At 55.3% G+C, this 25818-nt stretch carries 26 protein-coding genes; 5 read left to right on the top strand and 21 right to left on the bottom strand.

Annotation, left to right across the window (positions count from 1 at the left end; all coding sequences use genetic code 11):
- Positions 1–62 precede the first annotated feature (62 nt).
- From BM70_RS0123600 to BM70_RS0123585, 4 genes are read right to left on the bottom strand one after another with little or no spacing between them, the layout of a single operon-like run.
- Complete coding sequence (locus BM70_RS0123600) at positions 63–1319, bottom strand: sugar ABC transporter substrate-binding protein (protein WP_025858323.1); 1257 nt, start codon at positions 1317–1319, stop codon at positions 63–65.
- Between the two features lie 46 nt (positions 1320–1365).
- On the bottom strand, positions 1366–2418 hold the full coding sequence (locus BM70_RS0123595) for an ABC transporter permease (protein WP_025858322.1): 1053 nt from the start codon (positions 2416–2418) through the stop codon (positions 1366–1368).
- A gap of 1 nt (position 2419) precedes the next feature.
- Entirely contained in the window at positions 2420–3382 is a 963-nt protein-coding gene (locus BM70_RS0123590) for an ABC transporter permease (RefSeq protein ID WP_025858321.1), read from the bottom strand.
- A complete protein-coding gene (locus BM70_RS0123585; protein ID WP_218187299.1) occupies positions 3379–4926 on the bottom strand; it encodes a sugar ABC transporter ATP-binding protein in 1548 nt (515 codons plus the stop codon). Before BM70_RS0123585 ends, BM70_RS0123590 begins: the two co-directional genes overlap by 4 nt.
- A gap of 129 nt (positions 4927–5055) precedes the next feature.
- On the opposite strand from BM70_RS0123585, the gene BM70_RS0123580 reads away from it, so the two are divergent.
- The gene (locus tag BM70_RS0123580; RefSeq protein WP_025858319.1) at positions 5056–6006 is read left to right on the top strand and encodes a LysR family transcriptional regulator; all 951 of its coding nucleotides are present in this window, start codon (positions 5056–5058) and stop codon (positions 6004–6006) included.
- Positions 6007–6014: 8 nt separating this feature from the next.
- On the opposite strand, the gene BM70_RS0123575 is transcribed toward BM70_RS0123580, so the two are convergent.
- The 8 genes from BM70_RS0123575 to BM70_RS0123540 are packed head-to-tail and all read right to left on the bottom strand — an operon-like array spanning position 6015 to position 15331.
- Positions 6015–6857: a CoA ester lyase gene (locus BM70_RS0123575; RefSeq protein WP_025858318.1), complete on the bottom strand. Its 843-nt coding sequence runs from the start codon at positions 6855–6857 to the stop codon at positions 6015–6017.
- Positions 6858–6887: 30 nt separating this feature from the next.
- On the bottom strand, positions 6888–7706 hold the full coding sequence (locus tag BM70_RS0123570; RefSeq protein ID WP_025858317.1) for a MaoC family dehydratase N-terminal domain-containing protein: 819 nt from the start codon (positions 7704–7706) through the stop codon (positions 6888–6890).
- A 9-nt stretch (positions 7707–7715) separates the two neighbouring features.
- A complete protein-coding gene (locus tag BM70_RS0123565; RefSeq protein ID WP_025858316.1) occupies positions 7716–9377 on the bottom strand; it encodes a GMC family oxidoreductase in 1662 nt (553 codons plus the stop codon).
- A gap of 43 nt (positions 9378–9420) precedes the next feature.
- Positions 9421–10821: a GntP family permease gene (locus tag BM70_RS0123560; RefSeq protein WP_025858315.1), complete on the bottom strand. Its 1401-nt coding sequence runs from the start codon at positions 10819–10821 to the stop codon at positions 9421–9423.
- Positions 10822–10874: 53 nt separating this feature from the next.
- Positions 10875–12095: a CoA transferase gene (locus BM70_RS0123555; RefSeq protein WP_025858314.1), complete on the bottom strand. Its 1221-nt coding sequence runs from the start codon at positions 12093–12095 to the stop codon at positions 10875–10877.
- Complete coding sequence (locus tag BM70_RS0123550) at positions 12092–12595, bottom strand: MaoC family dehydratase (RefSeq protein WP_155952191.1); 504 nt, start codon at positions 12593–12595, stop codon at positions 12092–12094. Before BM70_RS0123550 ends, BM70_RS0123555 begins: the two co-directional genes overlap by 4 nt.
- Before the next feature lie 37 nt (positions 12596–12632).
- Entirely contained in the window at positions 12633–14111 is a 1479-nt protein-coding gene (locus BM70_RS0123545) for an aldehyde dehydrogenase (protein ID WP_025858312.1), read from the bottom strand.
- Between the two features lie 14 nt (positions 14112–14125).
- A complete protein-coding gene (locus tag BM70_RS0123540) occupies positions 14126–15331 on the bottom strand; it encodes a CaiB/BaiF CoA-transferase family protein (RefSeq protein ID WP_218187298.1) in 1206 nt (401 codons plus the stop codon).
- Between the two features lie 382 nt (positions 15332–15713).
- On the opposite strand from BM70_RS0123540, the gene BM70_RS31515 reads away from it, so the two are divergent.
- Positions 15714–16244: an SDR family NAD(P)-dependent oxidoreductase gene (locus BM70_RS31515; protein ID WP_177326584.1), complete on the top strand. Its 531-nt coding sequence runs from the start codon at positions 15714–15716 to the stop codon at positions 16242–16244.
- Positions 16245–16348: 104 nt separating this feature from the next.
- Here BM70_RS31515 and BM70_RS0123530 read toward each other — a convergent pair whose 3' ends face one another.
- Together BM70_RS0123530 and BM70_RS0123525 are read right to left on the bottom strand one after the other, a co-directional pair.
- A complete protein-coding gene (locus BM70_RS0123530; RefSeq protein ID WP_025858310.1) occupies positions 16349–17254 on the bottom strand; it encodes an N-acyl homoserine lactonase family protein in 906 nt (301 codons plus the stop codon).
- A 51-nt stretch (positions 17255–17305) separates the two neighbouring features.
- A complete protein-coding gene (locus tag BM70_RS0123525) occupies positions 17306–17848 on the bottom strand; it encodes a hypothetical protein (protein WP_025858309.1) in 543 nt (180 codons plus the stop codon).
- On the opposite strand from BM70_RS0123525, the gene BM70_RS33180 reads away from it, so the two are divergent.
- Positions 17847–18188 (top strand): hypothetical protein, encoded by a 342-nt coding sequence (locus BM70_RS33180; RefSeq protein ID WP_155952190.1) that lies wholly within the window; start codon positions 17847–17849, stop codon positions 18186–18188. The two genes, BM70_RS0123525 and BM70_RS33180, sit on opposite strands and share 2 nt — an antisense overlap.
- Positions 18189–18289: 101 nt before the next feature.
- Here the strand turns inward: BM70_RS33180 and BM70_RS33175 are convergent, their stop codons facing one another.
- The 4 genes from BM70_RS33175 to BM70_RS0123510 form a co-directional block, all read right to left on the bottom strand.
- On the bottom strand, positions 18290–18472 hold the full coding sequence (locus BM70_RS33175) for a hypothetical protein (RefSeq protein WP_155952189.1): 183 nt from the start codon (positions 18470–18472) through the stop codon (positions 18290–18292).
- Positions 18473–18970: 498 nt separating this feature from the next.
- The gene (locus BM70_RS0123520; protein ID WP_051556788.1) at positions 18971–19405 is read right to left on the bottom strand and encodes a nuclear transport factor 2 family protein; all 435 of its coding nucleotides are present in this window, start codon (positions 19403–19405) and stop codon (positions 18971–18973) included.
- A gap of 232 nt (positions 19406–19637) precedes the next feature.
- Complete coding sequence (locus tag BM70_RS0123515) at positions 19638–20657, bottom strand: alpha/beta hydrolase (RefSeq protein ID WP_025858307.1); 1020 nt, start codon at positions 20655–20657, stop codon at positions 19638–19640.
- Between the two features lie 68 nt (positions 20658–20725).
- Complete coding sequence (locus BM70_RS0123510) at positions 20726–21109, bottom strand: nuclear transport factor 2 family protein (protein ID WP_025858306.1); 384 nt, start codon at positions 21107–21109, stop codon at positions 20726–20728.
- A 119-nt stretch (positions 21110–21228) separates the two neighbouring features.
- Here BM70_RS0123510 and BM70_RS0123505 point away from each other — a divergent pair, with 119 nt between their 5' ends.
- The gene (locus tag BM70_RS0123505) at positions 21229–22200 is read left to right on the top strand and encodes a LysR family transcriptional regulator (protein ID WP_025858305.1); all 972 of its coding nucleotides are present in this window, start codon (positions 21229–21231) and stop codon (positions 22198–22200) included.
- A gap of 188 nt (positions 22201–22388) precedes the next feature.
- On the opposite strand, the gene BM70_RS33170 is transcribed toward BM70_RS0123505, so the two are convergent.
- The 3 genes from BM70_RS33170 to BM70_RS0123490 form a co-directional block, all read right to left on the bottom strand.
- Positions 22389–22532 carry a hypothetical protein gene (locus BM70_RS33170; protein ID WP_155952188.1) on the bottom strand — a complete coding sequence of 48 codons (144 nt, stop codon included), beginning with the start codon at positions 22530–22532 and terminating at the stop codon, positions 22389–22391.
- 404 nt (positions 22533–22936) lie between these two features.
- Positions 22937–23704 carry an SDR family NAD(P)-dependent oxidoreductase gene (locus BM70_RS0123495; RefSeq protein WP_025858303.1) on the bottom strand — a complete coding sequence of 256 codons (768 nt, stop codon included), beginning with the start codon at positions 23702–23704 and terminating at the stop codon, positions 22937–22939.
- A gap of 423 nt (positions 23705–24127) precedes the next feature.
- Positions 24128–24784: a hypothetical protein gene (locus tag BM70_RS0123490; protein WP_256220938.1), complete on the bottom strand. Its 657-nt coding sequence runs from the start codon at positions 24782–24784 to the stop codon at positions 24128–24130.
- A gap of 169 nt (positions 24785–24953) precedes the next feature.
- Here BM70_RS0123490 and BM70_RS0123485 point away from each other — a divergent pair.
- On the top strand, positions 24954–25818 hold an 865-nt coding region (locus tag BM70_RS0123485), incomplete at its 3' end, for a LysR family transcriptional regulator (protein ID WP_025858301.1).

Raw genomic sequence — 25818 nt, 5'->3', positions numbered from 1 at the left:
ATCTCGATCAGAGCAATGCAACAGACCTGCAGACAGGTCGATATCAATCCCGGTCAACCTTCCTACTGCGCGCTGACCGCCTGAATCTTGGTGAGTTTGTAGAGGTCAGGTGCCGGCTCGCATTTGGCACAGTTCACTCCTGGCTCGTTACCCGCCACTTGAGCAGCATCTTGTGGAAGAGGCTGGATCGTGGCGCCCGGCGTGGCCTTGCCATCGGTGGCTGACTGCAACGAGAGCTCTGGCAGCAATACCGGGTTAAAAATCTCGGTTACAAAGGAGTCCGGAACTGTCCCTGCCGGAAGGGTGTTGCACGCGGGTGTCACCACACCGCCTTCGCACACTTTCACCTTGTCAGCAGGCACCCAGGGCAAGGCGTACTCCACGTTGTGTTCCTTCATCTCGCGCTTACCAAGCAACTGCTCCATCATCAGCTTGAACGCCAGACCTGCGGATGCGGGCGGCGATCCAGAAGAGACGCCTCGTAGCCCGTTCGCTTGGTATTCAGGGTTAGCAAGACCCAAGCGGAAACCGTTCGAGTTCTCGCCCGTGATAGGGATCAGTTTGTGATTGGCGGCGAGCAGGGCTTTGAGCGCGCCGTTCTCGCCGGCCTGAGCCCAGATGCCATCGACGTCCGGGTGCGCGGCCAATGCTTTTGCGGTTTCTTGCTGTGTGGTGCGGTCATCCCAGAAGCTGTAGTACTCAGCGACGATCTTGATGTCCGGGTAGCGCTTGAAGACACTCATGGCCCCGTCATAGTGACGTTTGTCCACCGAGTTGCCGGACATACCGCGACTCAGAAAAATCTTGCCCTTACCGTTGAGCTCATTCACCAATGCCTGGGCGGTGTTTTCCCCGAAGCCTGCCGTGATATAGCTCACGTTGTAGGCGCACGGTTCGGTGACGGTGGCGTCGTACATGTAGAACAGCGTGCCCTGCGCGCAACCCCGTTTGATCGTTCGGTTCAAAGCCGTGGGCGAGATCGGAAAGCTGATGACGCCGTCGGCGCCTGCAGCGATCATGCTTTCATAGGCCGATATCTGTGCCTGGACATCGGTGCCCGAGATTACCTCTCGCAGCTCTATCAACTTGTCGTACGGCGGTGTTTTCGCTAGGGCTTTCACCACGTTCGCGGCTTCTGACTGCCAGGCGTTGCCGCTGTAGCTGACACTCAGATAAATGAGATAGTGATCTTTAGCCTTGGTCTCGGCCGCCTGTGCGCCGGGTATGCCAGCCGCGCCCAAGGTAGCTGCTGCGCACGCCAGTGTCGCAAGCATGCGCTTGGAGAAACTGGAGGACGGCGATGTCGTTGTTTTTGTCATGTCATGCCCCTTTTATTGTTGTTGGTTTGATATGAACGGTTTGGATCTAGGCCATGGTTTTGGACTTGCGTCGTTGCATTGAGCGCAAGTAGTCCATAGCCCCCTCGTGCTGAAGCAGAATGGCGCACAGGATGATTGCCCCGGAGATGATCGTTCTCCATCCCTGGGAGAAACCCAGACTCGAAATGATCATGTCGAGTACGGTCAGCAGCAGTGCACCGGCCAGGGTGCCTAGGAAACTGCCTCTCCCTCCGCTAATTGCTGAGCCGCCAATCACTACCGCTGCGACTGAGGGCAGCAAGAATGGCTCCCCCATGCGCAGCGTCGCACCGTTGGAATAACCCACCAGGAGCATCCCGGTAATACCTGCCAGCAGCGCGCACAGCGCATACGTCATGACCGTTAGCCGCACGCTGTGCAAACCAGCGAAACGCGCAGCGACCGGGTTTGAGCCCAAGGCGTATAGCCGTGTCCCAAAGCGGGTTCGTGCTTGGAGGATGTAGGCGATTGCCGCACCGAAGAGTGTGAAAATGATGATGACCGGGACGCCGAAGGTGCGGGCAGTCATCAGCCAGGTCAGGTGATCAGGTGACGTGCCACTGGGTGCGCCCCCTGTAGCCCCTAAGCTGAGGCTGTAGACGATGATGGCCATAGCCAACGTCATGATGAACGCGGGCACCCTGAACACCGCGACTCCCAGGCCATTCAAAGCGCCTACAGCGGCACAAATCCCCAGCACGACGAGCAGTTTCCACTCTTCGCCGTCAGCCCCTACCCAGGCAGTTGTCAGAATGCCGCCAAGGGTAATCACCGACGGGATGGAGAGATCTAATCCCCCGATCAGCACAACCAGCCCTTGGCCGAAGGCGACTACGATGAGAAACGCACCAAGGATCAGTACCGTCTCGAGCTGCTGTGAACCGCTGGCATTCGGGTTGACCCAGCGAGCTACGAACAGGGCGATGATGCAGAGCAGAAATACGCCGCCGATGTTGAGCGCCTCGCGGGATACCCTCGCTGATTTTCTAGTATCCGGTAGCCCCTGATTCATGACATGCACCTGCAGAGCTTCAGTCGATTCAATTCGTCCACTGTTCATCTCAAGCACTCCTCATGCGGAATCGATCGCCTGCGTTCATCAGGCCGACAGCCAGAATCATCACCAGACCTTGAAGCAAACCGATATAGAAGGACTGAGCCCCCATGGAGAACAAAAGCTTTTGTAGAAGCATCAAGCTGGCGGCGCCGATGATGCTGCCCGTAAGGCCACCCACACCGCCCCGGAACGAGGTTCCACCCAGTGCGATCGCGGCAAAGGTCAGTAGCAGAAGGGAATTACCGGAGGTGGGATTGCCCGTGGCGGTCTGGGCCGAAAGCATGTAGCCGGCCAGAGCGTATAAGCCGCCAGCGATTACAAACGCGAAGCAACGGGTACGCTTAACCTGGATGCCAGAGAGCGATGCAGCATGGTCATCCTGGCCCACCGCATAGAGCGAGATGCCAAAGTCCGTGCGGCGAATGATCAACCAGAGAGCGACCACAATCGCCAGCACCACACCCGAAGCAGGGAAACCAGCGATGGTGTCCGTCAGATTTTCGCTCAACCAATCGGCAACGTAACCACCGGGTGCATCGAGTACGACCAGTGAAAGCCCCAACGTCATGATCATGGTTGCCAACGTCACGGCCACGGCTTGAAAACCACCGTAGGCAACGAGAATGCCGTTCAGCAGTCCGACTGCGCAGCCAATCGCAAGTGAGATACCCAGGCTGGCAACTGCGCCACCGGGCCCCTCCAGGGGATAGGTTGCCAAGACTACGTTCACGAGCGAGATCACGCCGGCGACAGACAGGTCGAACCCTCTGATCAGAACGATCAAGGTACCGCCGGCCGCTGCTATGGCCAGTGGCGCTGCGTTGTTAAGCAGGTCGTTGAAGGCGTAAGCGCTCAGCGCGCTTTTTTCAACAATGGCATAGGCTATGTAGAGCGCTACATACAAGATAGCCGCCATCCCTGCGCCGCTCTTGGCAATGGGTGCCAGCGTCGAAGTCACACTTTTCATGCGATCGCTCCTTCTGGGTGGCGCTGGTTGCCCGTCGCCGCTGCCACTAGCGCTGTCTCTTCGATCCCCTCACCCTCAAGCTGGGTGGCGATTCGGCCCTCGTAGATCACGAGGCACCGCTGACTTAAACGCACCAGCTCTGCCAGTTCGGACGAGTACAGCAGAACGCTTCCGCCCTGCCGTGCGAAGTCCTCGATTGCCAGATACAAGGCCTGCTTGGTACCCACGTCGACACCACGAGTGGGATCAAAGAGAAGAAGTGTTCTTGCTCCCGTGAGCAGTACCCTGCCTAGGAGTGCTTTCTGCTGATTGCCACCAGACAGTTCCTTGATTTGAAAATCGAGATAACGGTCTTGGAGATCGACTTGGCTGGCGATGCCACTAGCCAAGTGACGCTCTGTACCGCGAGAGGTGAAGCCCATCAGGCCAATGCGATTCAACGCAGACACGGCCATGTTCGAGCGAACGGCCAAATCTCCGAAGATCCCTTGGGTCTTGCGCTCTTCCGGTAGCAGTGCGACCTGAATGCCTGCATTCAATGCCGCAGACGGTGAATCGATTGAGACGGGTTTGCCTTCGACCTCGATCGCCTTGGCGTTCTTGGGAATCAGCCCGTAGAGCGCATGGAAAAGATCACACTGCCCTTGCCCGTCCAACCCTGCCAAACCTACTATCTCGCCAGGGTAGAGCTTGAAGCTCAGATCCTTGACCTTGCCGGCGGTAAGACCCTCAACACGCAGACGAGGCTGCTGGGTCATCCGGTTGCCCGTCGCCATCGACCGTGCCGTCGCGGCTGCCATGCGTTGACCAACCATCATTTCAAAGATCTTGGCGTCATCGGTGTCCGCCAGGTCGGCGGTGCCGGTGCTGCAGCCACTGCGCAACACAGTTGCGCGGCTGCACAGCTCGCGGATTTCATTGAGTCGGTGGGAGATGTACAGAACCGCAGTGCCTTTGGCGGTCTCTTTACGAATCAGATCGAACAACCAATCGGTTGAAGGCAGTGCTGCTGTGGGCTCGTCCAGGATCAGCAGCGCCGGGTGATGGCTTAGCGCTCGAACAATCTCGAGTCGTTGTTTATCCGCCAGAGTGAGCTCACTCACGAGCGATCCGGGCTTGATATCGCTAAGACCGTAGGTGGCCAGTGTCAGGCGCGCCGCTTCGTGATTGAGGGATGTGGAGTTCAGACCCCGCCAGCTCTTGGCCAACACCGGGAGTGCCAAGTTGTCTGCGACCGTAAGATTGGACAGCAAGCTGAGCTCTTGGAAGGCTGTAGTCACCCTGCCCTTGCGCGCTTCCATGATGGTCTTGGGCGCGTACTGCGCGCCGGCAAAACTCATGCTGCCGCTGTTGGGAGCTACGACGCCGGTGAGAATTTTGACGAGGGTCGATTTGCCCGCACCGTTCTCACCGAGTAAGGCGTGAACTTCCCCGGGGAAGATATCAAAGCTGACACCGCTCAGTGCGTGAGTCGGGCCGTAGGACTTGCGCAAATCGCAGACTTTCAGAATCGGATCCGCAGGCAACATGGGATTCAAATTCACGGTGGGCTCCTTTTATTTTTGTATGGCGCCATTACCTTTTCGGTGAAATTGAGGTTACTGCGCACTGGCGAAACCGACCAATTCAATTATCATGTTAATTGTGCAATCTAATCTAATAATGAGCTCATCATGGCCGCCCCAGTCGATCCCCAGCCCCTGCCAAACGTCAATCTCAAGCTTCTCCAAGCCTTCATGCTCGTTGCAGAGCATGGAAGCTTTCGGCAGGCAGCTGACTTGACCCACAAGTCTCAATCAGCGGTTACCAGCCAGATCAAGCAACTGGAGAGCCAGCTAGGTGTGCAGCTCTTTCATCGAACGACGCGTCAGGTCAGCCTCACAGAGTCAGGCGTCGAGCTGCTGGAGAGCGCAAAACGAGCGGTGCGTGAGGTGGAGTTGGGTCTACGTCGAATCCAGGAAACGGCTGACTTGAAACGGGGACGAATCTTTCTCGCCTGCTCGACCACCGTCGCGTCCACGCGCCTAGCAAAGATCCTTGCTGCATTCGAAAGCGATTTCCCAGGTATTGAAGTGTTTGTGCACGAGCTCACCTCGGGCGACATGCACGACAGCATTCGCAAGGGAGAAGTGGATTTCGGGATCGGGCCCATGAGCGAGAATCAGGACTTCAACTTCGAGACCATCCTCACGGAAAACCTCTACGCTCTGGTGCCCAAGAAACTCCGAGAAGCTGGTGGGCCGACGATCACGATGACCGAATTGGCGGAGCTGCCGCTCTTGCTACTGAACTTCGCAACGATTCTGCGTGCCGTCGTCGATGACACGGCCAAGCAACTTGGTCTTGAGTTGAAGACGCGCTACCAGTTCAACCAGGCCCAGACCCTGATTTCCATGGCTAACGCAGGGTTGGGCGCCGCAGTTCTACCCGCTGTGGTGCTGCCAGATCACCCAAGTCCAGACACCCACGAGATGCTGATCATTGAGCCGGAACTCACTCGCCAGTTGGCCATCATCACACTTAAGGGAAGGAAATTATCTCCGGCGGCTTCACGTCTTGCCCAGCTGGTGCGGCTGCTGATCACAGCACCGCACTCCATCGATCGCCAGCGTGCTACTCGCTAACTGGAAGGTCAATTACTCAGCGTGCTGAGGATGCGTCTTGCCCGAGCGAGCACTGGCGCATCAATCATCTGCCCGTCGAGCTTGAAAGCCCCGCCTTGCGTCTCAGAGGCAGCCAAGACACGGTTCGCCCAATTGATCTCCTCGACTTCAGGTGCGAGTGCCGAATGGATATCCGCCACTTGCTTGGGGTGGATACACAGCACACCGCCGAAGCCCATTTGGGCCGCCGTCTGCACTGCATGCTTCAAACCCGCAGAGTCGTTGATCGCTGGGAACACGCCATCAAAGGCCGGGGCCAAACCATGAACCTTAGATTGAACAACAATGCCGACCTTCAGGTGTTCCAGTACCGTCAATGCGCCTGCCGATCCATCCTTGAGCCCCAGATCAAGGGCCATGTCGATAGCGCCAAAGCAAAGCCTTTCCAAGCCCGTCGCTGAGCACAGATCGCTTAGATTCGCCGCACCCAGTGCGCTTTCGATAATAGGGACGACGGGCTTTCCGGTAGCAGCCGCGGTCTCTATCTGCGCCTTGGTCTCCGCTTTGGGGAGCATGATCGCGACGACCCCATGATGCTCACGACAGAATGCAAGGTCTTGCTCGTGTTGTACGTGGCCAGGCGAATTGACACGCACCCACACGCTCGCCTCAGGATTGGCAATCAGATAGTCGCCTAGCAGTTGCCTTGCGCCGGCTTTCGCGCCCTCCTCCACAGCATCCTCGAAATCAACGATTACCCGGTCAGCACCGCTCGCGAGCGCCTTCGAATAACGCTCGGGGCGATCGCCTGGGACAAATAGTGCGGAGCGCACCACATCGTGCGCGCGAGATTGGTTTGAAGCGTTTGCCATGATTAGTCCTGCTATTAAATCGTTAAATGATCAGTCAAACCCGATCTCGCCCACCTGCCCGACCCCGCCTTGATTCCCGGCCCAGACCGACGCCTTCCCCGATTCAATCACACGCCCACCGACAATCAGCGTGTCGCCCGCTATCAGCGGTCTGACTCCGCGGAATGCGAATGACCGGACGACAGAGTCCGGGGCAAACTTGCAGAAAGCACGCATCACCAGCGTGGCCGTGAGGGGGCCGTGCACCACGAGTCCCGGGTAGCCTTCCACTTCTGTGACGTACCGCCAGTCATAGTGGATCTTGTGAGAGTTGAAGGTGACCGCTGAGTAGCGAAAGAGCATGGTGGGGCTCGCATCGATCTCCTCAGACCACTCGGCGTCGGGTAGCGGATCGCCCTCCCCGACGACAGCCTTTGTGACGGCGCGGTAGACGATGTCTTGCTCTTCCACCAGGGCAACCTCTCCCTCCTGGAGGTACTCGTGACGCACTGTCACGAAGAGCAGTGAGCCCGAACGGCCCTGCTTTTCTTTCACGTCCTGGATAGTGGAACTACGCTGGGCGCGCTTGCCTACCACCAGCGGCTTGACGAAGGTCAGGCGGCCGCCTGCCCACATGCGCGTGCGGTCGCCAGCGTCGGGAAGAAAATCACCGGTCTTGGCATGACCGTCAGTGCGCAAGGCCTCTGTGGAGGCCAGATCCTGGAAGTAAGCCCAATGCCACAGCAGGGGTAAGGCTTCGCCATCAACGGGAGGCTTTTCATTGAGCGTTGCAGCGATCCTCGCAGCGTTCGCCTCGGTGATAACCTCCGCACGATCCTGCGTTTTACCAATCCACTGAGAGTGTTCCACGAGTCCTCCTTATGCCACAGCAGCTTTGGCTGTCAGACCAAGACTTGCGACATTGTTGGTTGAACGAACATCTTCAAGCACCATGTCCGCGCCCTTCTCGGCGATCATGATGGCCGGTGCATTGGTGTTGCCTGAACTGATGCTCGGCATGATCGAGGCGTCGATCACACGCAGGCCCTCAATGCCCCTTACACGCAATCTGGAGTCGACAACGGCTGTTTCGTCATTGCCCATGCGGCAAGAGCCGACCGGGTGGTACATGGACTGGCCAAACTTGCGCAGATAATCGAGCAACTGCTCATCGGTCTGGACGTGACTACCCGGCATGGTCTCTTTGACGATGTGCTGCGACAGTGGCTGGGCAGCATGGATTTTCCTCATCCAGCGAATACCGGCGATCAAGGCCTTGCAGTCATCCTCGTGCGTCAGGTAATTCATGAGGATGTTCGGGTCATCGTAAGGATTGGCCGAATTGAGACGGATACGGCCGCGGGATTTGGGCCGAATCTGGCTGCAAGATGCGGTAACCACGGGGATCTTCTCAGGGACGATCTTGCCGTCTTCGGTCACGATGATGCTGAAAGGTCTGAACTGGATCTGCAGGTCTGGCGAGACCATTGACTCATCGGATTTGATGAAGCAGACCACCTGCGCCGCTGCCGATGTCAGCAGGCCCTTGCGAGCGCCCACGTAATGCAGCACATGGGGGATCAGGCGCCAGCCCTGGATTTCGTGGTTGATCGAAAACTTTGGCGTCACCTGGTTCAGGAAGTGAACGTATGCGTGATCGTGGAGGTTCTCGCCCACGCCCGGCAGGTCGTGCACGACCTCGATGCCATGCTCCTTCAGGTGATCTTTAGGCCCCACACCCGAGAGCATGAGCAGTTGAGGCGACGCAATCGTGCCGCCGCTCAGAATTACTTCCTTGGCAAAAACCTCTTGCTTCTGGTTGTGACCCTTGATCGCAAATCGCACGCCTACGGCACGTTTACCCTCAAACAGGATCTTCTCCGCATGGGTGTTGACCTGAACCTCGAGATTCGGACGGCTGCGCACAGGCTTCAAGAACGCTGTGGCGGCAGACTGACGTACGCCGTTCTCAACGGTCATCTGGGGGTAGCCCACGCCGTATTGCTGGGCACCGTTGAAGTCCTTGTTGAAAGGAATGCCGATTGTCTTTGCAGACTCGATGAAGGTCAGGGAGGCAATGTGGGGATTGACCACATCGGAGATGGCAAGCTCCCCCGTTGCGCCATGGAACTCATCGCCGCCGCGCAGTTGGCGCTCACTTTTCTTGAAGTACGGCAGAACGTCTGACCAGCCCCAGCCTTCGTTACCCTCATCGCGCCACGAATCGTAGTCATGCGAGTTGCCGCGCATGTAGACCAGACCGTTGATGGCACTAGAACCGCCCAGCGTCTTACCTCGAGGGCAGTACAGAACGCGGTTGTTTAGGCCAGGCTCCTTTGCGCCCTGGTAGCGCCAGTTCACCTTGCTGTTGGAAAACAAGCGGGTCATGCCTGCCGGGATCTTTATCCACAGCAAGTCATCGGATGGCCCAGCCTCAAGCAGCAGTACTCGCTTGGACGGGTCAGCGCTGAGGCGGTTCGCGAGCACACAACCTGCTGAACCTGCGCCAACAATGATGTAGTCATAGTTTTTAACGTTCATGTGTTCACCCCTATCCTTTGTTTTTTTGTCGGGAGTTGGCCAATCAAACCAGGCCTGTCAGGTAGAAAACTGCAATCACCACGAAGGCAGCCATGGTTTTGAAAATCGTCAGTATGAAAATGTCGCCGTAGGCTTGGCGGTGAGTCAGGCCGGTAACAGCCATGAGTGTGATGATCGCGCCGTTGTGCGGCAGCGTATCCATGCCACCCGCGGCGATGGACGCCACTCGGTGCATTACTTCGGCAGGGATCGCATACTGGTGGGCCAGTGCGACAAAGTGATCGCCCAGCGCACCCAGGGTCAGACTCAGCCCACCCGATGAGGAGCCGGTAATGCCCGCGAGCACGTTCACGCTGACAGCCAGATTCACTAGAGGGTTTTCAATGTGCGACAGCGTATCGGCGACCATCTTGAACCCTGGCAGCGCAGCAATCACCGCGCCGAACCCATATTCCGAAGCCGTGTTTACCCCTGCCAGCAGGGAACCAGAGACGGCGATCTGAGTGGAGTTCGTAAACTTGCCACGAATTCGGCCCCAGCCCAGTACCAATGTCGCCAGGATACCCAGCGCCAGTGCGCCTTCTACTGCCCATACCGCGGCCATCTTGGTGACGTCCTGAGCAACGGCAGTGAAGTCAGGCCGGAAGGTCACCATCACCTGGTTGCCAGCGCCGTAATGGGAAAGGATCAGGTCGAGAAGAAGCTTGTTGCCCACGCCGACGATGATCAGGGGCAGTATTGCCAACCACGCACTTATTACATTCTCGTCAGTGTGCGGAGCCGGCTCATTGGTATGCCCCGAGCCGTAGCCCTCGCCTTTGGCCATCAGGCTCCGGCGACGCATCTCCAGGTAGGTGATACCACAGCCCGCAACGAAGATTGCCCCGATGATACCGAGCCATGGCGCCGCGTAAGCATCAGTGCCGAAGAACGCCGTCGGTATGATGTTCTGGATCTGCGGAGTACCTGGAAGCGAGTCCATGGTGAACGTAAAGGCGCCCAGCGCAATGGTCGCCGGGATCAGTCGTTTGGGGATGTCGTTGCGGCGAAAAAGCTCGGCTGCGAATGGATAGAGTGCGAACACCACCACGAACAGAGACACGCCGCCATACGTCAACACGCCACCCACGCAAACGATGCAGGTGATCGAGTAGCTACTACCAAACCACTTCGAAATAGCGGTGACGATTGAGCGGGCAAAGCCCGACACCTCAATGAGCTTGCCGAAGACTGCGCCCAGCATGAACACGGGAAAATAGAGCTTCAACAGCCCTACCATCTTGTCCATGAACAGCCCGCTATAGGCCGGCGCGACCATGGCAGGTTCAGTGAGTAACACGGCAGCCAAGGCTGCAATCGGCGCGAACAGGATGACACTGAAGCCCCGGTACGCGACAAACATCAGAAAGCCCAGTGACGCCAGGCAAATTAATAGACTACTCATTCAGATCGCTCGCTTTTATTTTTGTAAGTCGCACGTTCCGCAATCGCTGATGCTTAACCCGAAGCACCCGCGACAATTCCCTTGTCTCTCAATGCACCGATCTCCTGCTGACTGAGCCCGAGGACATCAGCAAGCACCTCATCGGTGTTTTGCCCAAGCTGCGGTGCGGGCTGGATGGCATGACGCTGCGATTGCCCGAATCTCAGAGGCGTGCCGGCTGCTAAGTGCTCACCGACGCCAGAAGTCGTGATGCGCTCGAATACAGGGTTTTCCAATGAGACCCGGTTGTCCTCCTGGAGCAACTGCCGCACGGTGCGGTAAGGCCCATAGGCCACTCCGTGTTGGGTCAGGTGCGCTTCGATCTGCGCCAGTGAGCGCTTCGAGCACCACTGCTTGATCAACGCACCCAGCAGCTCGCGGCCTTCAAACCGGTCGGACTCATTGTCGAAGTTGACGCCCAGAGCGGACTGCAGAGATTCGATTGCCCCCTCAAGGTCACAGGCTTTTACCAGGGCTCGCCATTGCCGGGATGAAATGGCTACGATCATTACGCGTCTGCCATCATTGGTCGCAAAGTCGTGACCAAATGCCCCGTACAGGTAATTACCCAGCGACTCGCGCGGCTGCTCAATCAACTCAGACTCAGTCAGTAGGCCAAGATGAGAAAGTGTCGAGAAGGCGCTGTCAGACAACGCCAACCGGATCTCAGCGCCCTCTCCGCTTTGCTGACGACGAGCCAAGGCGGCAACGATGGCGGTGGCCGCCTGGTTGGCGCAGATGACATCCCACGCCGGCAACGTGTGGTTCACAGGCCGATCAGCTGAGCCATTCCCGGTGAGCATCGGATAACCCGTCGCACAGTTGACGGTGTAGTCAACCGCGGTGCTCCCATCGAAGTTGCCTTCGATGGTGCAGGAGATCAGATCAGGCCGCATTTCAGACAGCAGCTTGTGGCTCAGCCATGGAGTGCCGATATTGGTGAGCAGGATGCCGCCGGCTTCGCCAGGCGCGCCAACCAGTTGCTGCAACAGCTCACGCCCTTCCGGCCGCTTGATGTCGATAGCAACCGACTTCTTGGCCTTGTTGAGGCTCGTCCAGTAGATGCTGCGACCTTCGGGCATCATGGGCAGACGTTGATAGTCGATCCCACCGCCAATCAGGTCGACCCGAATAACCTCAGCACCCAATTGGGCAAGGGTCATCCCACACAGCGGGGCAGCGATGAATGCCGAACTTTCGATAACTCGAACACCTTTGAGCAGATCGTAATTCATGACCCTTCCGCTCCACGCGCACGCAGTTCGGTAGCGTTCTGCCGGGTAGGCACCAGGCAGGCGCGAATGAAGCTCATGCAGACCGTGCCATCCTGATTGAAGGCTTCAGTACGTGTCGTCACGATGCCCTGCCCTGGACGCTTGGCACTTTCGCGAACCTCGGTGACTTCGGAACGGGCATACAAGGTATCGCCAGGGAATACCGGCGCGCTCAGCGTGATGTCCTTCCACCCCAGATTGGCGATGGCATTGAGGCTGACATCGTCCACGGTCAGGCCCAAGACGATCGCGACCGTCAGCCCGCTGTTGATCAGGGGTCGGCCGAATTCGCTTTTGGCCGTGAAGTTACTGTCGCAGTGCATCGGGTGCCGGTTCATCGTCATCAGGCTGAACTGGATGTTGTCCGTCTCAGTGATGGTGCGACCAGGCCAGTGACGATAGGTGTCACCGACCTTGAAGTCTTCGAGGAAGCGGCCAGGCATTGGAAATTGCGTCGTCATTATTTTTATCCTTCTCTGCAATCGGCGGTTTCGTGAATCAGCCGAGGACGAATGGATCCGGGGTTTCCAGCGCTGTGCTGATCCACACGGTCTTGGTCTGCAGATAGGAGTAGATGGCGTCCTGGCCGTTTTCATGACCCACACCGGAGCGTTTGAAGCCACCGAACGGCGCCATGTAGCTGACTGCGCGATACATGTTGATCCAGACCATGCCGGCCTGAAGACGCTCGGACATCATCAGCGAGCGACGAGTGCTCTGCGTCCACACGCCAGCTGCCAGGCCGTAAGGCGTGTCGTTGGCAATCGCGATGGCGTCTTCTTCATCTTTGAATGGAATGATGCTCAGGACTGGGCCGAAGACTTCTTCGCGCGCAATGCGCATCTGGTTGTTCACGCCAGTGAAGATGGTGGGCTCAACGAACAGGCCATTGCCGCATTCAGGCTTGGTCGAGGGGTTGCCCCCCAGACGGCAGACCGCACCCTCTTCCTTGGCGATACCGATGTAATCCAGAATCTTCTGATATTGAGCAGGAGTCGTGACCGGGCCCACCTGAGTGGTCGGCAACATCGGGTCACCCATCTTGGCCGTGGCTGCAAATGCCAGCAGTTTTTCAACGAACTCGTCGTGGATGGATTCCTGCACCAGCAAGCGCGAGCCCGCAACGCAGGTCTGGCCAGTGGCAGCCATGATGCCGCCGACAACACCCTTCACGGCGTTGTCCAGGTTGGCATCGTCGAACACGATGTTGGGCGATTTGCCGCCCAGCTCCAAGGTGACTTTCTTGAAGTTCTTGGCAGCAGATTCATAGATCTTCTGGCCGCCATATTCGCTGCCAGTAAACGCAATCTTGGCCACGTCAGGATGGGTGACCAATGGCTCACCGACTTCAAGGCCGAACCCGGTGACAACGTTGACCACGCCTTTCGGGAAGCCGGCTTTCTCGATGAGCTTGGCCAGCTCCAGCGCCGACGCTGAAGTGAACTCGGAAGGCTTCAGGACGAAGGTATTACCTGCGGCGAGACCTGGCGCAAGCTTGTTCACAGCCAGCAGCAGCGGCGAGTTCCACGCCGTGATCGCCACGCACACGCCCAGCGGCTCATAGCGCGTGAAGGTGAAGGTGTCTGGCTTATCAATAGGCAGGACGCCGCCTTCAATTTTGTCGGCCAGGCCGCCGAAGTAATAGAAATACTGGGGCAGATAACGGACTTGGCCACGCATTTCAGCCAGCAGCTTGCCGTTGTCAGCAACTTCGGTCGCAGCCAGGTGCTCGACGTTTTCAGCGATGAGGTCGCCCAGGCGGCGCAGCAATTGGCCACGGGCACTGGCCTTCATTTTCGACCATTCAGGAGAATTGAAAGCAGCTTTTGCGGCAGCTACGGCTTTCTCAGCATCAGCGGCGCGACCGCGAGGCAGCGTTGCCCAGGTTTCGCCGGTGTAGGGATTTTTGGTTTCAAAAGTCTCACCAGCAGCAGCTTCAACCCACTCACCACCGATGTACATTTTATAATTAGACATTGTCGATTCCTTGTTCAAATCACTTTGCTGGCTTTAAGGGCCTGAAGGGTTTCGGCGGAGACGCCGAGCAAGCGACTGAGGATGTCCTCGGTGCTTGCCCCTAGCGCTGGGCCGGTAGAAACGAATGCCGCCGGCGTTTCAGAAAGCCGCGGCATGGCGTTGGGCAAAACCAATTCACCGATGCGTGGGTCTTGAACCTTGATGAGGTTTTCACGCTCGGCGAACTGCGGATCTTCAAAAATATCGGCAATGGAGTTCAGCGGGCCGGCAGGCACCTGCCCCTCCTTGCAGACATCCAGCAGCTCCTGCTGAGTGAAATCTGATACCCACAGAGCTACGAGGGCGTTGATCTTGGCGCGCTCTTTAACGCGATCTGGACTGGTGGGGTACTGTTCAGCCAGTTCAGGCTTGCCCATGGTCACAGCCAGTCGCTGGAACATGCGGTCGTTACTGCAAGCCAGCGCGATCCACTGGCCGTCCTTGGTCTGATAGTGGCTGTGAGGAACGACGTTGATGGTGTCTGCGCCCATCCGCTCACGGACATATCCGTATTTCGCATACACCGGCGCGATCTCGTCGAGCAGGCGAAAAACGGATTCATAAAGGCCGATGTCGACGTATTGGCCAACGCCACCGGCTTGCACAGAGCGCAACGCCAGCAGGACGCCAATCGCGCCCCACATGCCGGAGATGTAATCGGCCAACGAGGTTGAGCCAGGGACTACTGGCGGGCCGTCTTTCTCGCCAGCCAAGAAGGACAGGCCGCCAAAGGCATGGGCTATCCGGGCGAAGCCTGGCTCACCACGCTTCGGGCCTGTCTGGCCATAGGCACTGACGCGTAGCATCACAAGCTTAGGGTTGATCTCACGCAACGACTCAAAGCTCAGGCCCCATTTTTCCAAGGTTCCCGGACGAAAGTTTTCGAGCACCACGTCAGACTTTGCGACGAGCTGCCTGAACAGATCAGCGCCTTGCTCGGAACGCAGATCAAGCGTCACGGACTGCTTGTTTCTGGCTTCACTGAGCCAAACCATGCTGTCACCGCACTCGGTAGGAGTGCCGAATTTGCGCAGGGTATCGCCCCCCGCAGGTTGCTCGATCTTGATTACCTCTGCACCGAAATCCGCGAGGATGGTTCCGCAGAATGGAGCGGCAACGAATGTGGCAATGTCCAGTACACGGACACCTGCCATAGGCTGATTGTTATTTGTCTGGCCCAATTTGAAATTCCTCAGTTGCTGTGGATCGACAAGCGCATGAGGTGCGCCGGCGAGCTAAGGTGATCGTATGAGAATCCTGAGGATGGCACTAATTGAATAATAATTTCGATTATTCGATTTAATCTATTAGTGAAATTTTCTAAGTAAGCTTGGAGTTCTCCACGCTGTTTGCAGCGGATCAACTCCAACAACTGAGCCACTTACAGAGCGCAGATAAGACACAGGCCTGCCTTACTGTTAATGCTGATGAAAATATCAGTGGGGATTAGTACAGCATCGTTCCTAATGTGTTTCCGGTGCGGCTATTTATCGAATCGCCATAGGCGACCAGAATCTGCTCACAAGTCGGGTGCTATCCCTAAACCCGACGCCCCTTCTACTCATGAGGATTGAACATGGATCTGCAAATCGCTGGAAAACAAGCCAAGGCCTAGGCCGCGCCATCGTTAAGTCACTTGCGGCTGAAGGCGTGAAAGTATTCGCCACCGCCCGTAACGAGGATTTGCTCGCCAGCCTGATATCGGAAATCGAAGAGTCCGGCAGTGTCGCTCCCGTCACCTTTGCCCAAGATTTCGTCGCCGCTGATGGCCCTGAAAAGATCGTCGCTGCCGCTCTGGCCGCCATGGGTCACATCGACATCTTGATCAACAACGCCGGCGGTAGCCGTCCGATGGATATCGACGCCCCAGAAGAACACTGGATTGAGGGCATGACGCTCAACTTTGATCGTCATCGCCAGGTTACCCAGAAGCTGTTGCCTAACTTCCTCGCACGCAAAGCCGGCTCGATCGTCAACATTTCGGGCAATCTCGAGCCGGAAATCGTCAATGCCACGATGGCCTCCCCACGTGCCCGCTACATCACTGGCACAGTATTGGTGGCCGACGGTGGGATGCGTCGTTACTCGTTCTGATCAGATGGTAGCGGACATCAACGCACGTCCCCTTAGCTCCCTCCATCTGCGGCAAAGCGCCGCTCACCTCCTGAACAGCGCTTCACCCGTCGGTGAGGATGGTTCTAGAGGACAGCCGAGGCTTGTTCGTCAGCCAGACAAAGCTCACTTACCCGCAGACCCAGCTTGGAGATCCGTGAGGGGAATACATCCTTCAGGCGCTCCTCGTGGATCGGTATCACCCGCTTGACCTGGTAGTCCACCGCTTTGAGCATGTCATCCGAAGCGGTGATGAGGTTGGTGTTGCTACCCATGGCGAAGCCCACGGGCTTGAGACTCAGCTTGCCCTCAATCTGACCGTCGCTGACCTGCGGGTTGGCTACGAGGTTGTCATAAACGTAGACCAAGTCACCCGCGAGCACCCAGCCATTCTGGGATTGCCGGGCCAAGTCGTTACGTACGTGCACCCACATACATCCGTATGTATGACTGTCGAAGGCAACGTGAAGGTCGATGCCTGGGAGGACGTCTTCTTGGGGGCCATCAATGCAACGCAGACGACCCTGCTTGGTCAACTCCACCGCTCTCAGGATGTCCGAGGGATCGGTACCGGTCATCATCCACTGCATATGCTCTGGCTGTGCCATCGCCCAGATCCACTTCGACAGTTCGCGCTCCTGAATGTAGAACGTGGCATTCGGGAAGGCGTCGGTGTTGCCCAGGTGATCGAAGTGGGAGTGCGTAATGAAGACGGTGTCCACTTCTTCAGGCGTGATCCCAAGCTCTTCGAGCACTTGCTTCGGCGAATGCCAGTGCTCGACACCGAAACGGTCACCTAGCACCCCGCCGTAAGCGGAATGGTTGTAACCAACGTCGACCATCATTGTTCGGCCGCCCCCCTTGATCACTACATAGCAATAGGGAAGCTTGCAAACCCCTTCGTTATGAGCGCCAGAAAGGACGCCCCCAATGGGATAGTTGGTGACATAGGCGTATTCAGCCACCCAGATGGAGTAGGCATTTGCGGACATGGTGTGCTCCTTGTTGTTTTTAGCGAAGGCACAGGGTTTGGAAAGGTGTGGCTAGGGTGTTGTTTTGATTACGCAGCAGGCGCAAGCGTCTTCGAACGCCACCGGCTGCAGGGATACCACCGGATCTGCAGCGCAATGGAGCATGGCGCTTACCGATTTCAGCGCAGCCAGCCATTGCGCCAGCTTCGCCGTGAGCTCGCGGGGATCACTCACCGCCCCATGCAAATCCTGGGCGATCTGGTTCAGCTGCCGAGCTGCTGTCTGCATGTGAGTGAGATGAGGAATGGCACCGGCGGGCGCGATCACAGAATTGAGATCGTCCAGGCAGGCTGCTGTCTGCTCCTTCGGCGTACGCGACATTTCAAAGTACGTATCGAAGCAACCTTTTGCCTGGCCCAGAATCAGCAATCCGCCGATCTGGCCAATGAGCCGGTTCATCCGCTCGTAATGTGGGCGCACCCGGCTTGCGTAATACACCCAGTTGTCAGAGCGCTCGTTGATCCCGATGGGGGCGGTTTGAGAAGCCATGGGTGCGAGTGGCGCGTTCGCTTGTGCGGGGAAATGAGGTTTATCCGCGGCAAAACTGAGCTTCATGGAAGACGCCCTCATGCAACAAAAAGCTGGCAAGGCTCGTCACGCGTGGCGTTGGAGTCATTGGAAGATTCGCGGCCGGATTGCGGGCTATGAAGGCCTGTGTGAACCCGAGAAATTTGTGGATGCAACATGCAAACCTCTTGTCAATTTTGTTTTTGGTCTGAGTGATAGAAACCATAACCGTTGCCTAATACGGGTTCTATTTCAATTTTCAAGAGGATTATGCAAAAGCATCGATCAATCAGATCGCTGCAAAAAAATATGCACGGGAAACCGCTACATTGTTAAATCCATGGGAACAATTAAGGTGATTATTAAATTTGCTAAATTGTATAATTAGCAACCTAATTCACTAAGCAGTGAGAGCTCATGTCTGTAACCAGACGTATTTGAAGTGAGAAGAGCGCCAACTCAGTTGAATTTGGCGCCCAACCCAAATATTTAAGCTTGACGTTTGTGCCAGCGCTCTAAATTTTCCGCGCCATCAGAGGCTAAAAATACTTCGCCGCTAGCCGCGGCTGCAGGCGCCGATGGAATCGCTTGGTTGCTGATCGATGCCCCTGTAAGGGTCGCAAGCACTGCAAGGAAAGAAAAAGCAAAGGTAATTCCGATGGCAGATTTCATGATTAACTCCAATGTGTTTTGTATGCTTGTATTTTTCCACATCGAAACCCATTGAAAGAGAGGCTTTTCTTTAATAGATTGCTTCCCCCGCGTTAATAATCCAACCTTTCTCTAAGCTTGACTCCCCCGACTATTAATTTATTGGAAACTCCTGATCGCACTGTAATATGCAACACTGAATCCCACAATTTCTCCCGCTGTTCTCACGCGAGACGCCTGGTGATCATCTATAAAACTCTAGAAAAGCAAATCCCACATATCAGTGACGTTTCAAGTCATTGAAGCGCTATAATCCGACGAAGGAAACTTAAAGCTTCATGAAGTAGCTACCGGTCTGTGAGAGTATTCGATGCAGCATGCCAGGTTAATCATTGCAGGGATTGCAAGCAAAAGTTCGTTCCTGATGAACTGGTGTCTAGTACACCCGACCGCCATGTAACCGAAATTGTGAAAGCCCCTCATCACCTGATGAGGAGCTAGTACAGTGCAACTGGATAACTAAGGCGCTACATTCGTGTTGAAAATCTTGCTAACCACAGTCCACTTGCCATCGACTTTCAACAGATGGAAAAAGTCAGTGAACGAAATACCTGACATGTCGTTGGCGTCAATGCGAGCGCTAGCCGCAGTACCGATGATCTCGATGCGGGTAATTGCAGCCTTTGCGTCCGGAGATGGGCGGAAACCATTGTCAATTCCCTCGAACAAGATTGGAATCGCGCCGCCTTTCAATTTGCCATCTGCGCCGACGCTGTACATCGTCGCATGTTCATTGAAAGCGGGTTTCATGATACTGCTCTTGGCCTGCTTGCAACCCTCAATATACTTGTTAAGCACCTCTGTAATAGCTTGATAGTCTTCTACGTACGTAGCTTTGCTGACTTTTTTACTACTGACTTGCGGGATACTCGGTGCATTTTCTGCGTGAGCCATCGTGCCAATGCTCAAAATCAAGGCCACGAAAAAAAGCTGCTTAATAGATGTAATTTTCATTTAGTCGCCCTTTGTAAGGAGTGCAATTATTGAAATATACTCAACCGCAAAAACGCAGCAGACACTCCGGGGAATCTGCTGTGCGCATGCAGCCTCGCAATGAAATTACGATGTGTTTTCAAAAACGAAACCCCTAGTTTCAGCGTAACTCGCGGCCTCGTTTTCTTTGAAATTACTTGCTCAGGTTGACCTTGAGTTCCTGAGACGCCTGCGCAATCGCACTGCGCGGCGTTGGCAGATGGCTGAACGCGTTTGACAGACCGAAATCGTGAATCATGCCGTTGTAGCGAACCGTCTTCACAGGTACACCCGCAGCATCGAGCTTGCGGCCGTATGCTTCAGCTTCATCGCGTAGAACATCGAATTCGGCAGTCTGGATAAGCGTCGGCGGCAAGCCCTTCAACTGTTCGGTCGTGGCCTGCAGTGGAGAGGCATAAATCTGTTTGCGTACCTCGGCTTCGGGTACATAATTGTCCCAAAACCACGCCATCATCTCCTTAGTGAGGAAATAACCGTTGGCAAACTCCTTGTAAGACGGTGTGTCAGCGTTGGAGTCTGTCACTGGGCACAGCAACACTTGTGAGCGCAGTGCCGGCTCACCCTTATCGTTGGCCATCAGGGCAACTACAGCGGCAATGTTACCGCCAGCACTGTTGCCGGCTACGGCGAGGCGACTACCGTCTACCTTGATATCCCCTCCATGTTCGGCGACCCATTTTGTCGCGGCATAGGCTTGCTGAGTGGCGACACCATATGCCGCCTCTGGAGAGAGGCTGTAGTTGACGAAGACCGCCACGGCACCCGAGCCTACCACCAGGTCACGCACCAGTCGTTCGTGGGTCGGGAAATCGCCCAACACCCAGCCGCCGCCATGGAAATACATGAATGCGGGCAGGGTCTTCTGTTGGCTGCCGACGGGTCGCACGATGGTCAATTTCAGATCGCTGCCGTTGACGCGTATCGTCTTCTCGCTGACATCAGCTGCCGGCAAGGCCACTTGGGGGGCAGCCTGGGCACCCGCCAGCGCCGCACGGGCATCGACCGGCGTCATGGAGTCGAGCGTCGGGACACCTTCAAGCGATTCCAAGAGTTTCGCCGTGTTGTGCTCAACTCCCGGGTAGCTGTTCGCGGAGGCAGTACCGGGCGCAAGCGTAACGACCGTAAGAGCGAAAGCAGAAGTAAGGGTTTTCATAACGTTTCCATTTTTATGCCTGAGTGCTGGGAAGCTTCAACTTCCGCAGACTCAAGGGCGGCAGAGGTTCAAGGCGTGACGTGGGTGTGGAAGATCTTGCTGACGACCGTCCACTTGCCATCGACTTTCAACAGATGGAAGAAGTCGGTGAAGGAAATGCCTGACATGTCATTAGCGTCGATGCGGGCGCTAGCAGCCGTACCAACGATCTCAACGCGTACAATGGCGGCCGGTGCGTCGGGAGATGGGCGAAAACCCTCGTCGATACCCTTGAACAGGATTGGAATTGCGCCGCCGGCCAACTTACCGTCCCCATCGACGCTAAACATGGTCGCTTGCTCATTGAAAGCGGGCTTCATGAGGCTGCTTTTTGCTTGCTTGCAGCCCTCGATGTACTGGTTTAGCACCTCTGTGATGGCTTGGTATTCGTGTACGTAAGTAGCTTGGCTCATGGTTCTACTCCTGCATCAGTTGATGCCTATGTACCGCTGATTTGGCGTAATAAATTATTTGATGCACCACTATAGGCATCAGCGATAATGAATAAAATGATCACAGGCATGGATACCGTATGAGCAATAAAGTCATAATAAAAACCCCATCACACCCGGATTCTCCTAAGGCCGCAGTCGCGCTCCCCCCCGTGCATCTTCCTGGGCTTCTAACGTTTGAGGCTGCAGCCAGGCATTTGAATTTTGCCCGCGCGGCTATCGAGTTGGGTGTCACGCCGACTGCCGTATCACGCACCATCAAAGGCATAGAAGCGCAGTTGAATGTGCGATTGTTCAACCGTACAACTCGCAGTGTCAGCTTAACCGAGGCTGGCGAAGCTCTAATCGGAGCATTAGCCCCCGCACTGGCACTGATCAAGGACGCCTTGTCACAAGCATTGCTCGCGACCGACCAGCCATCTGGCACCGTGCGCCTCAATTCTTCCTACGTCGCATACCGTATCTTTATCGAACCGCACCTCAACGCCTTTATGGAAAAATTCCCACTTATCAATGTAGAGATATCCCTTGATAACCGACTGAGTGATATTGTCAATGGCGGTTTTGACATCGGCATACGCATGGGAAAGCGTGTTCAGAACGATATGGTGTCCGTGCAGCTGGGATCGCTACAAAAAAGAATTGTCGTTGCTGCACCGGATTACTTCCGCGATCTAAGTGAACCAGAAACCATTGAGGAACTGCTAGAGCACAACTGCATTCGTCAACGCTATTCCGTTGGCGGCAGACTGTTCGAATGGAAGTTCGAAGCTCAAGGCCAAATGACCCAGGTCGACGTTCAAGGGCGCTTTGTGTTCGATGAGATGAGATCCGTTCTGGATGCAGCCATACAAGGTCAGGGCATCGGCTTCGTCTTCGAAAATTTTGCAAAGCAAGAGTTAGCCAGCGGAATGCTGCGGCACATATTGAAGCAGGACAGCGCACTAGATGATGCGTTCAATCTGTACTATCCGCATCGCAAGCACATGCCTGGAAAGCTGCGTGCATTTGTTGACTTCATGCGCAGTGCAAATCGGATGGAATCCGATTGATTGAATGTTCGCCTACAAAATCCCTATTGCATCAACGAGATCCCAACGCCCCGAACATACTCATTGTCGACTGATGCATGCATGCTGGCGAACCTGCTTGGGATTACGATGGGGGGAACGGGCTCATCAGACCAGCTCAAGGCAGGCGCCGGTCTTCTGTAAACCAGAAGACTGGCGCCCTGCTGCTATTAAGAGGCGGTACCTTCCAGCAGGTGATAAACCCATTCATCCATTGGCTCGTTGATATCAATAATTGCATTCGGGAGCATTAATGGCACGGCCGGAGCCGTGCCGATTGAGATCGGCGCAAAGGAAGTAAAAGGCACGTTCATTGCTAACCCCTTCGTAGCTTCAGCCATCAAACCAGCGTTGGCGCACTGCTCAGCGGCTAATTTTGTGTACGGGACGTTGGAACAGAGCCTTATCAGGCCCTCCCTAACGACATACACCTAAGCGTTGGTTCGCTCAAGCATGATTGCCGTTCACCAAAAGGTGATAGGGACGAAGGGACGAGCATGAGAGTGTCTGCGAGCTTTCTTATTTTTGTAAGGGAAGACCTTATCCCACCGCTCATTACACTGGCTACTTCAGTAAATTTGGAGATTATTCAGCTTGATCGATCAATGATGTGTGAGATGCGACTCCGCTATAAAAGAGCCGCACCTAAGTGTTGCATCTGAATTATACTCTCTTTCAATCTTTAGCCTGATTTTGCTAAATCTAAATGATGTCGAAATTACAGAGCCGAATAACCGCCATCAACAGTTAACACTGTCCCGGTAACAAAAGATGCTTCATCAGAGGCGAGAAAGAGAATAGAGTTTGCAATCTCCTCAGGCCTGCCAAGTCGCTTGATCATTTGTTTATCAGTCATCACCTTCAAATACTCTTCGGAGATATTGCTGACTGCAGGAGTATCGATCGTACCTGGCGCAACGGCATTGACACGAATACCCTTTGGTGACAGTTCGGCAGCGAGGTGAAGTGCAAGGCCCGATGCTACGAACTTACTTGGGCCATAAACAGCCAATCCAGGAATGCCATTCAAGGCCGCAATAGATGAAAGGAAAATTATCGAGCCTGTAGCTTTAGGAACCATGTGAACAGCAGCATGCTTTGCAACAAGGAACATGCCGCGGGCATTGATCGACATCACCTTATCCCAAAGCTCTGCGGTTGCCTGCTCAAGATCTGCTTCCGGAATGATCCCAGCATTGGAAACGACTACGTCGAGTTGCCCGTAGGTTTTGATGCCTACCGCAATCATCTCGATAATATCTTGCTCTACAGATACGTCGCATTTGATAGTGGTAACTTCAACTCCCTTGACTCGAAGCGAGTCGGCAAGCGTGTTCAAAAGATCGATATTAACATCCGACAGGACAAGCTTTGCGCCCTCTCGCGCCATGACCTCGGCGGTTGCTCGACCAATACCATTAGCAGCTCCGGTAATAACAGCCACTTTGGATTGCAGGCGGCCGAATCCCTGAATTGAAGTAGTCATGTATTCGTTCTCGTTTAAAATTCTACTAAAGTTGTGGGCAGCTTTTAGCAGTTAGCCCAAGTTCTTAAATTAAAAAGGTTTGCTAAAATACGTACTCGATCGAGGCTCGCATTGAGAACCCTCATCCAGGCAGCAACTCAGATTACTGCGCAGCACGACAGCGCACTAATTAAATTATCATCGTGATTATGCAATTAAATCCAATAATCTCTTAACTCACTGACTTGCCAGCCACCCGTAGGAGGCCGGCATCTTTCACCCATTATGAAAAAATCTGCCCGATGAGTGACGCATGCAAGGCAAGCTAGCTATGCTTAACCGGGCGTAACAACTCCCACAGGATGAAGTGTATTTTTGGGCCCGTCATTTCTCGATATCGAGAGTTGCTAAGTCCGATCGCCCTTTTACCGCACTAATGTATAATTAGGCTTTGGTATCAAGCCATACAGAACCGTATCGTGTGTAGGCAGTAGGAATTTCAATGATTTCTTTCAAATCATCTGCTGCAGTGCGCACCCAGAATGGATCACGCAGCATTTGCCGACCGACAAACACCAGATCAGCTCGGCCGTTTTGCAGAATTTCTTCGGCTTGGCGACCACTTTGGATCACGCCCACGGCCCCCGTAGCAATGTTCAGCTCTTTGCGCAGCAGTTCCGAAGCCGGTACCTGGTAGCCCGGATAGGTCTGCACCTTGACCATCTTGATTCCGCCGGAGCTGCAGTCGATCAGATCGGCGCCCTGCTGTTTCATCCAGCGACCATATTCAAGGAATGACTCAGGGATGTTGCCGCCTTCGGCGTAATCGGAGCTGGAGATCCGAACAAACAGAGGGCGATCGCCCCAATGCGTTTTGACTTCCTCCAGCACTTCGCGCAGGAAGCGATAGCGACGCTTGGCGTCACCGCCATATTCGTCATCGCGAGTATTGGCGAGTGGCGAGAGGAACTCATTGAGCAAATAACCATGTGCAGCATGGATCTCAAGCACATCGAAGCCCGCGTCACTGGCACGTCGTGCGGCGTCTCCATAGAGCTTCACCAATCCCGGAATTTCGTCAGCCGCGAGTGCGCGAGGCACAGGGCTAGTTTCCGTGAAAGGGATAGCCGATGGCGCGATATGAATGAGGTTTGCTGGGTATGTCGAGCAAGTTTTCGGCTCTTGCCTCAGGCCTGTGATCACGTTATGCCTGTCCATTTGAACTAACAATCAGGCTAATATTGGATGAACAGATGCAGGAATTAGCACAGTGCAGAAATCAGGCTTTCTTGAACTCCACGCATTCGTCGCCGTAGCCATTCACCGGAGCTTTCGACGGGCGGCTATAGAAGTGGGCTTATCGCCCTCAGCGCTGAGCCATGCCATCGCAACCTTGGAACAACGTTTAGGGGTAAGGTTGTTCCACAGAACAACCCGTAGCGTTTCCCTTACTGCGGCTGGTGAGCAATTTCTGATTCAGGTACAACCAGCGCTGCGCGACATAACGACGGCAATGGAAGCCGTCAGCGAATTTGGTAATACGCCTACAGGGACGCTACGTTTGAACACCTCTGAAGGTGCTGCTCAGATGGTGCTGACGCCTATCGTGTTGAAGTACCTGGCTCGATATCCGGATATGCGAGTTGATATCGTCACTGATAGAAGTCTCGTGGACATCGTTGCAGGCGGCTTCGATGCGGGTATTCGCCTTTCCGAAAGCGTTCCTCTGGACATGATTGCAATCCCCATAAGTGCGCCTCTACGTTTTGCGGTGGTGGGATCCCCCCAATATTTTGCCAACCGCAGGCGGCCAGAGGTTCCGGCAGACTTAATGGCGCATAACTGTATCCGCGTTCGCTTTCCTAGCGGGACGATTTATAAGTGGGAGTTCACAAAGCGTGGCGATCAACAGGCTGTAGATGTCAATGGATCGCTCACGCTGGACAGCCATCATTTGATGCTGGAGGCCGCTGTGCAAGGAGCTGGCCTAGCCTGGACAAACGAGTTCGCTGTCAGTGCACACCTTGCTAGTGGAGCTCTAGTGCGTGTTCTCGAAGACTGGACACCACCCTACCCTGGCTTAAGCCTCTACTATCCAGCGAATCGTTACACACCAGCTGGGTTGAGAGCCTTCA

The organism is Pseudomonas sp. CHM02 (assembly GCF_000612585.1).
Lineage (GTDB): Bacteria > Pseudomonadota > Gammaproteobacteria > Pseudomonadales > Pseudomonadaceae > Aquipseudomonas.
This window is presented reverse-complemented; position numbering and strand designations above follow the sequence as displayed.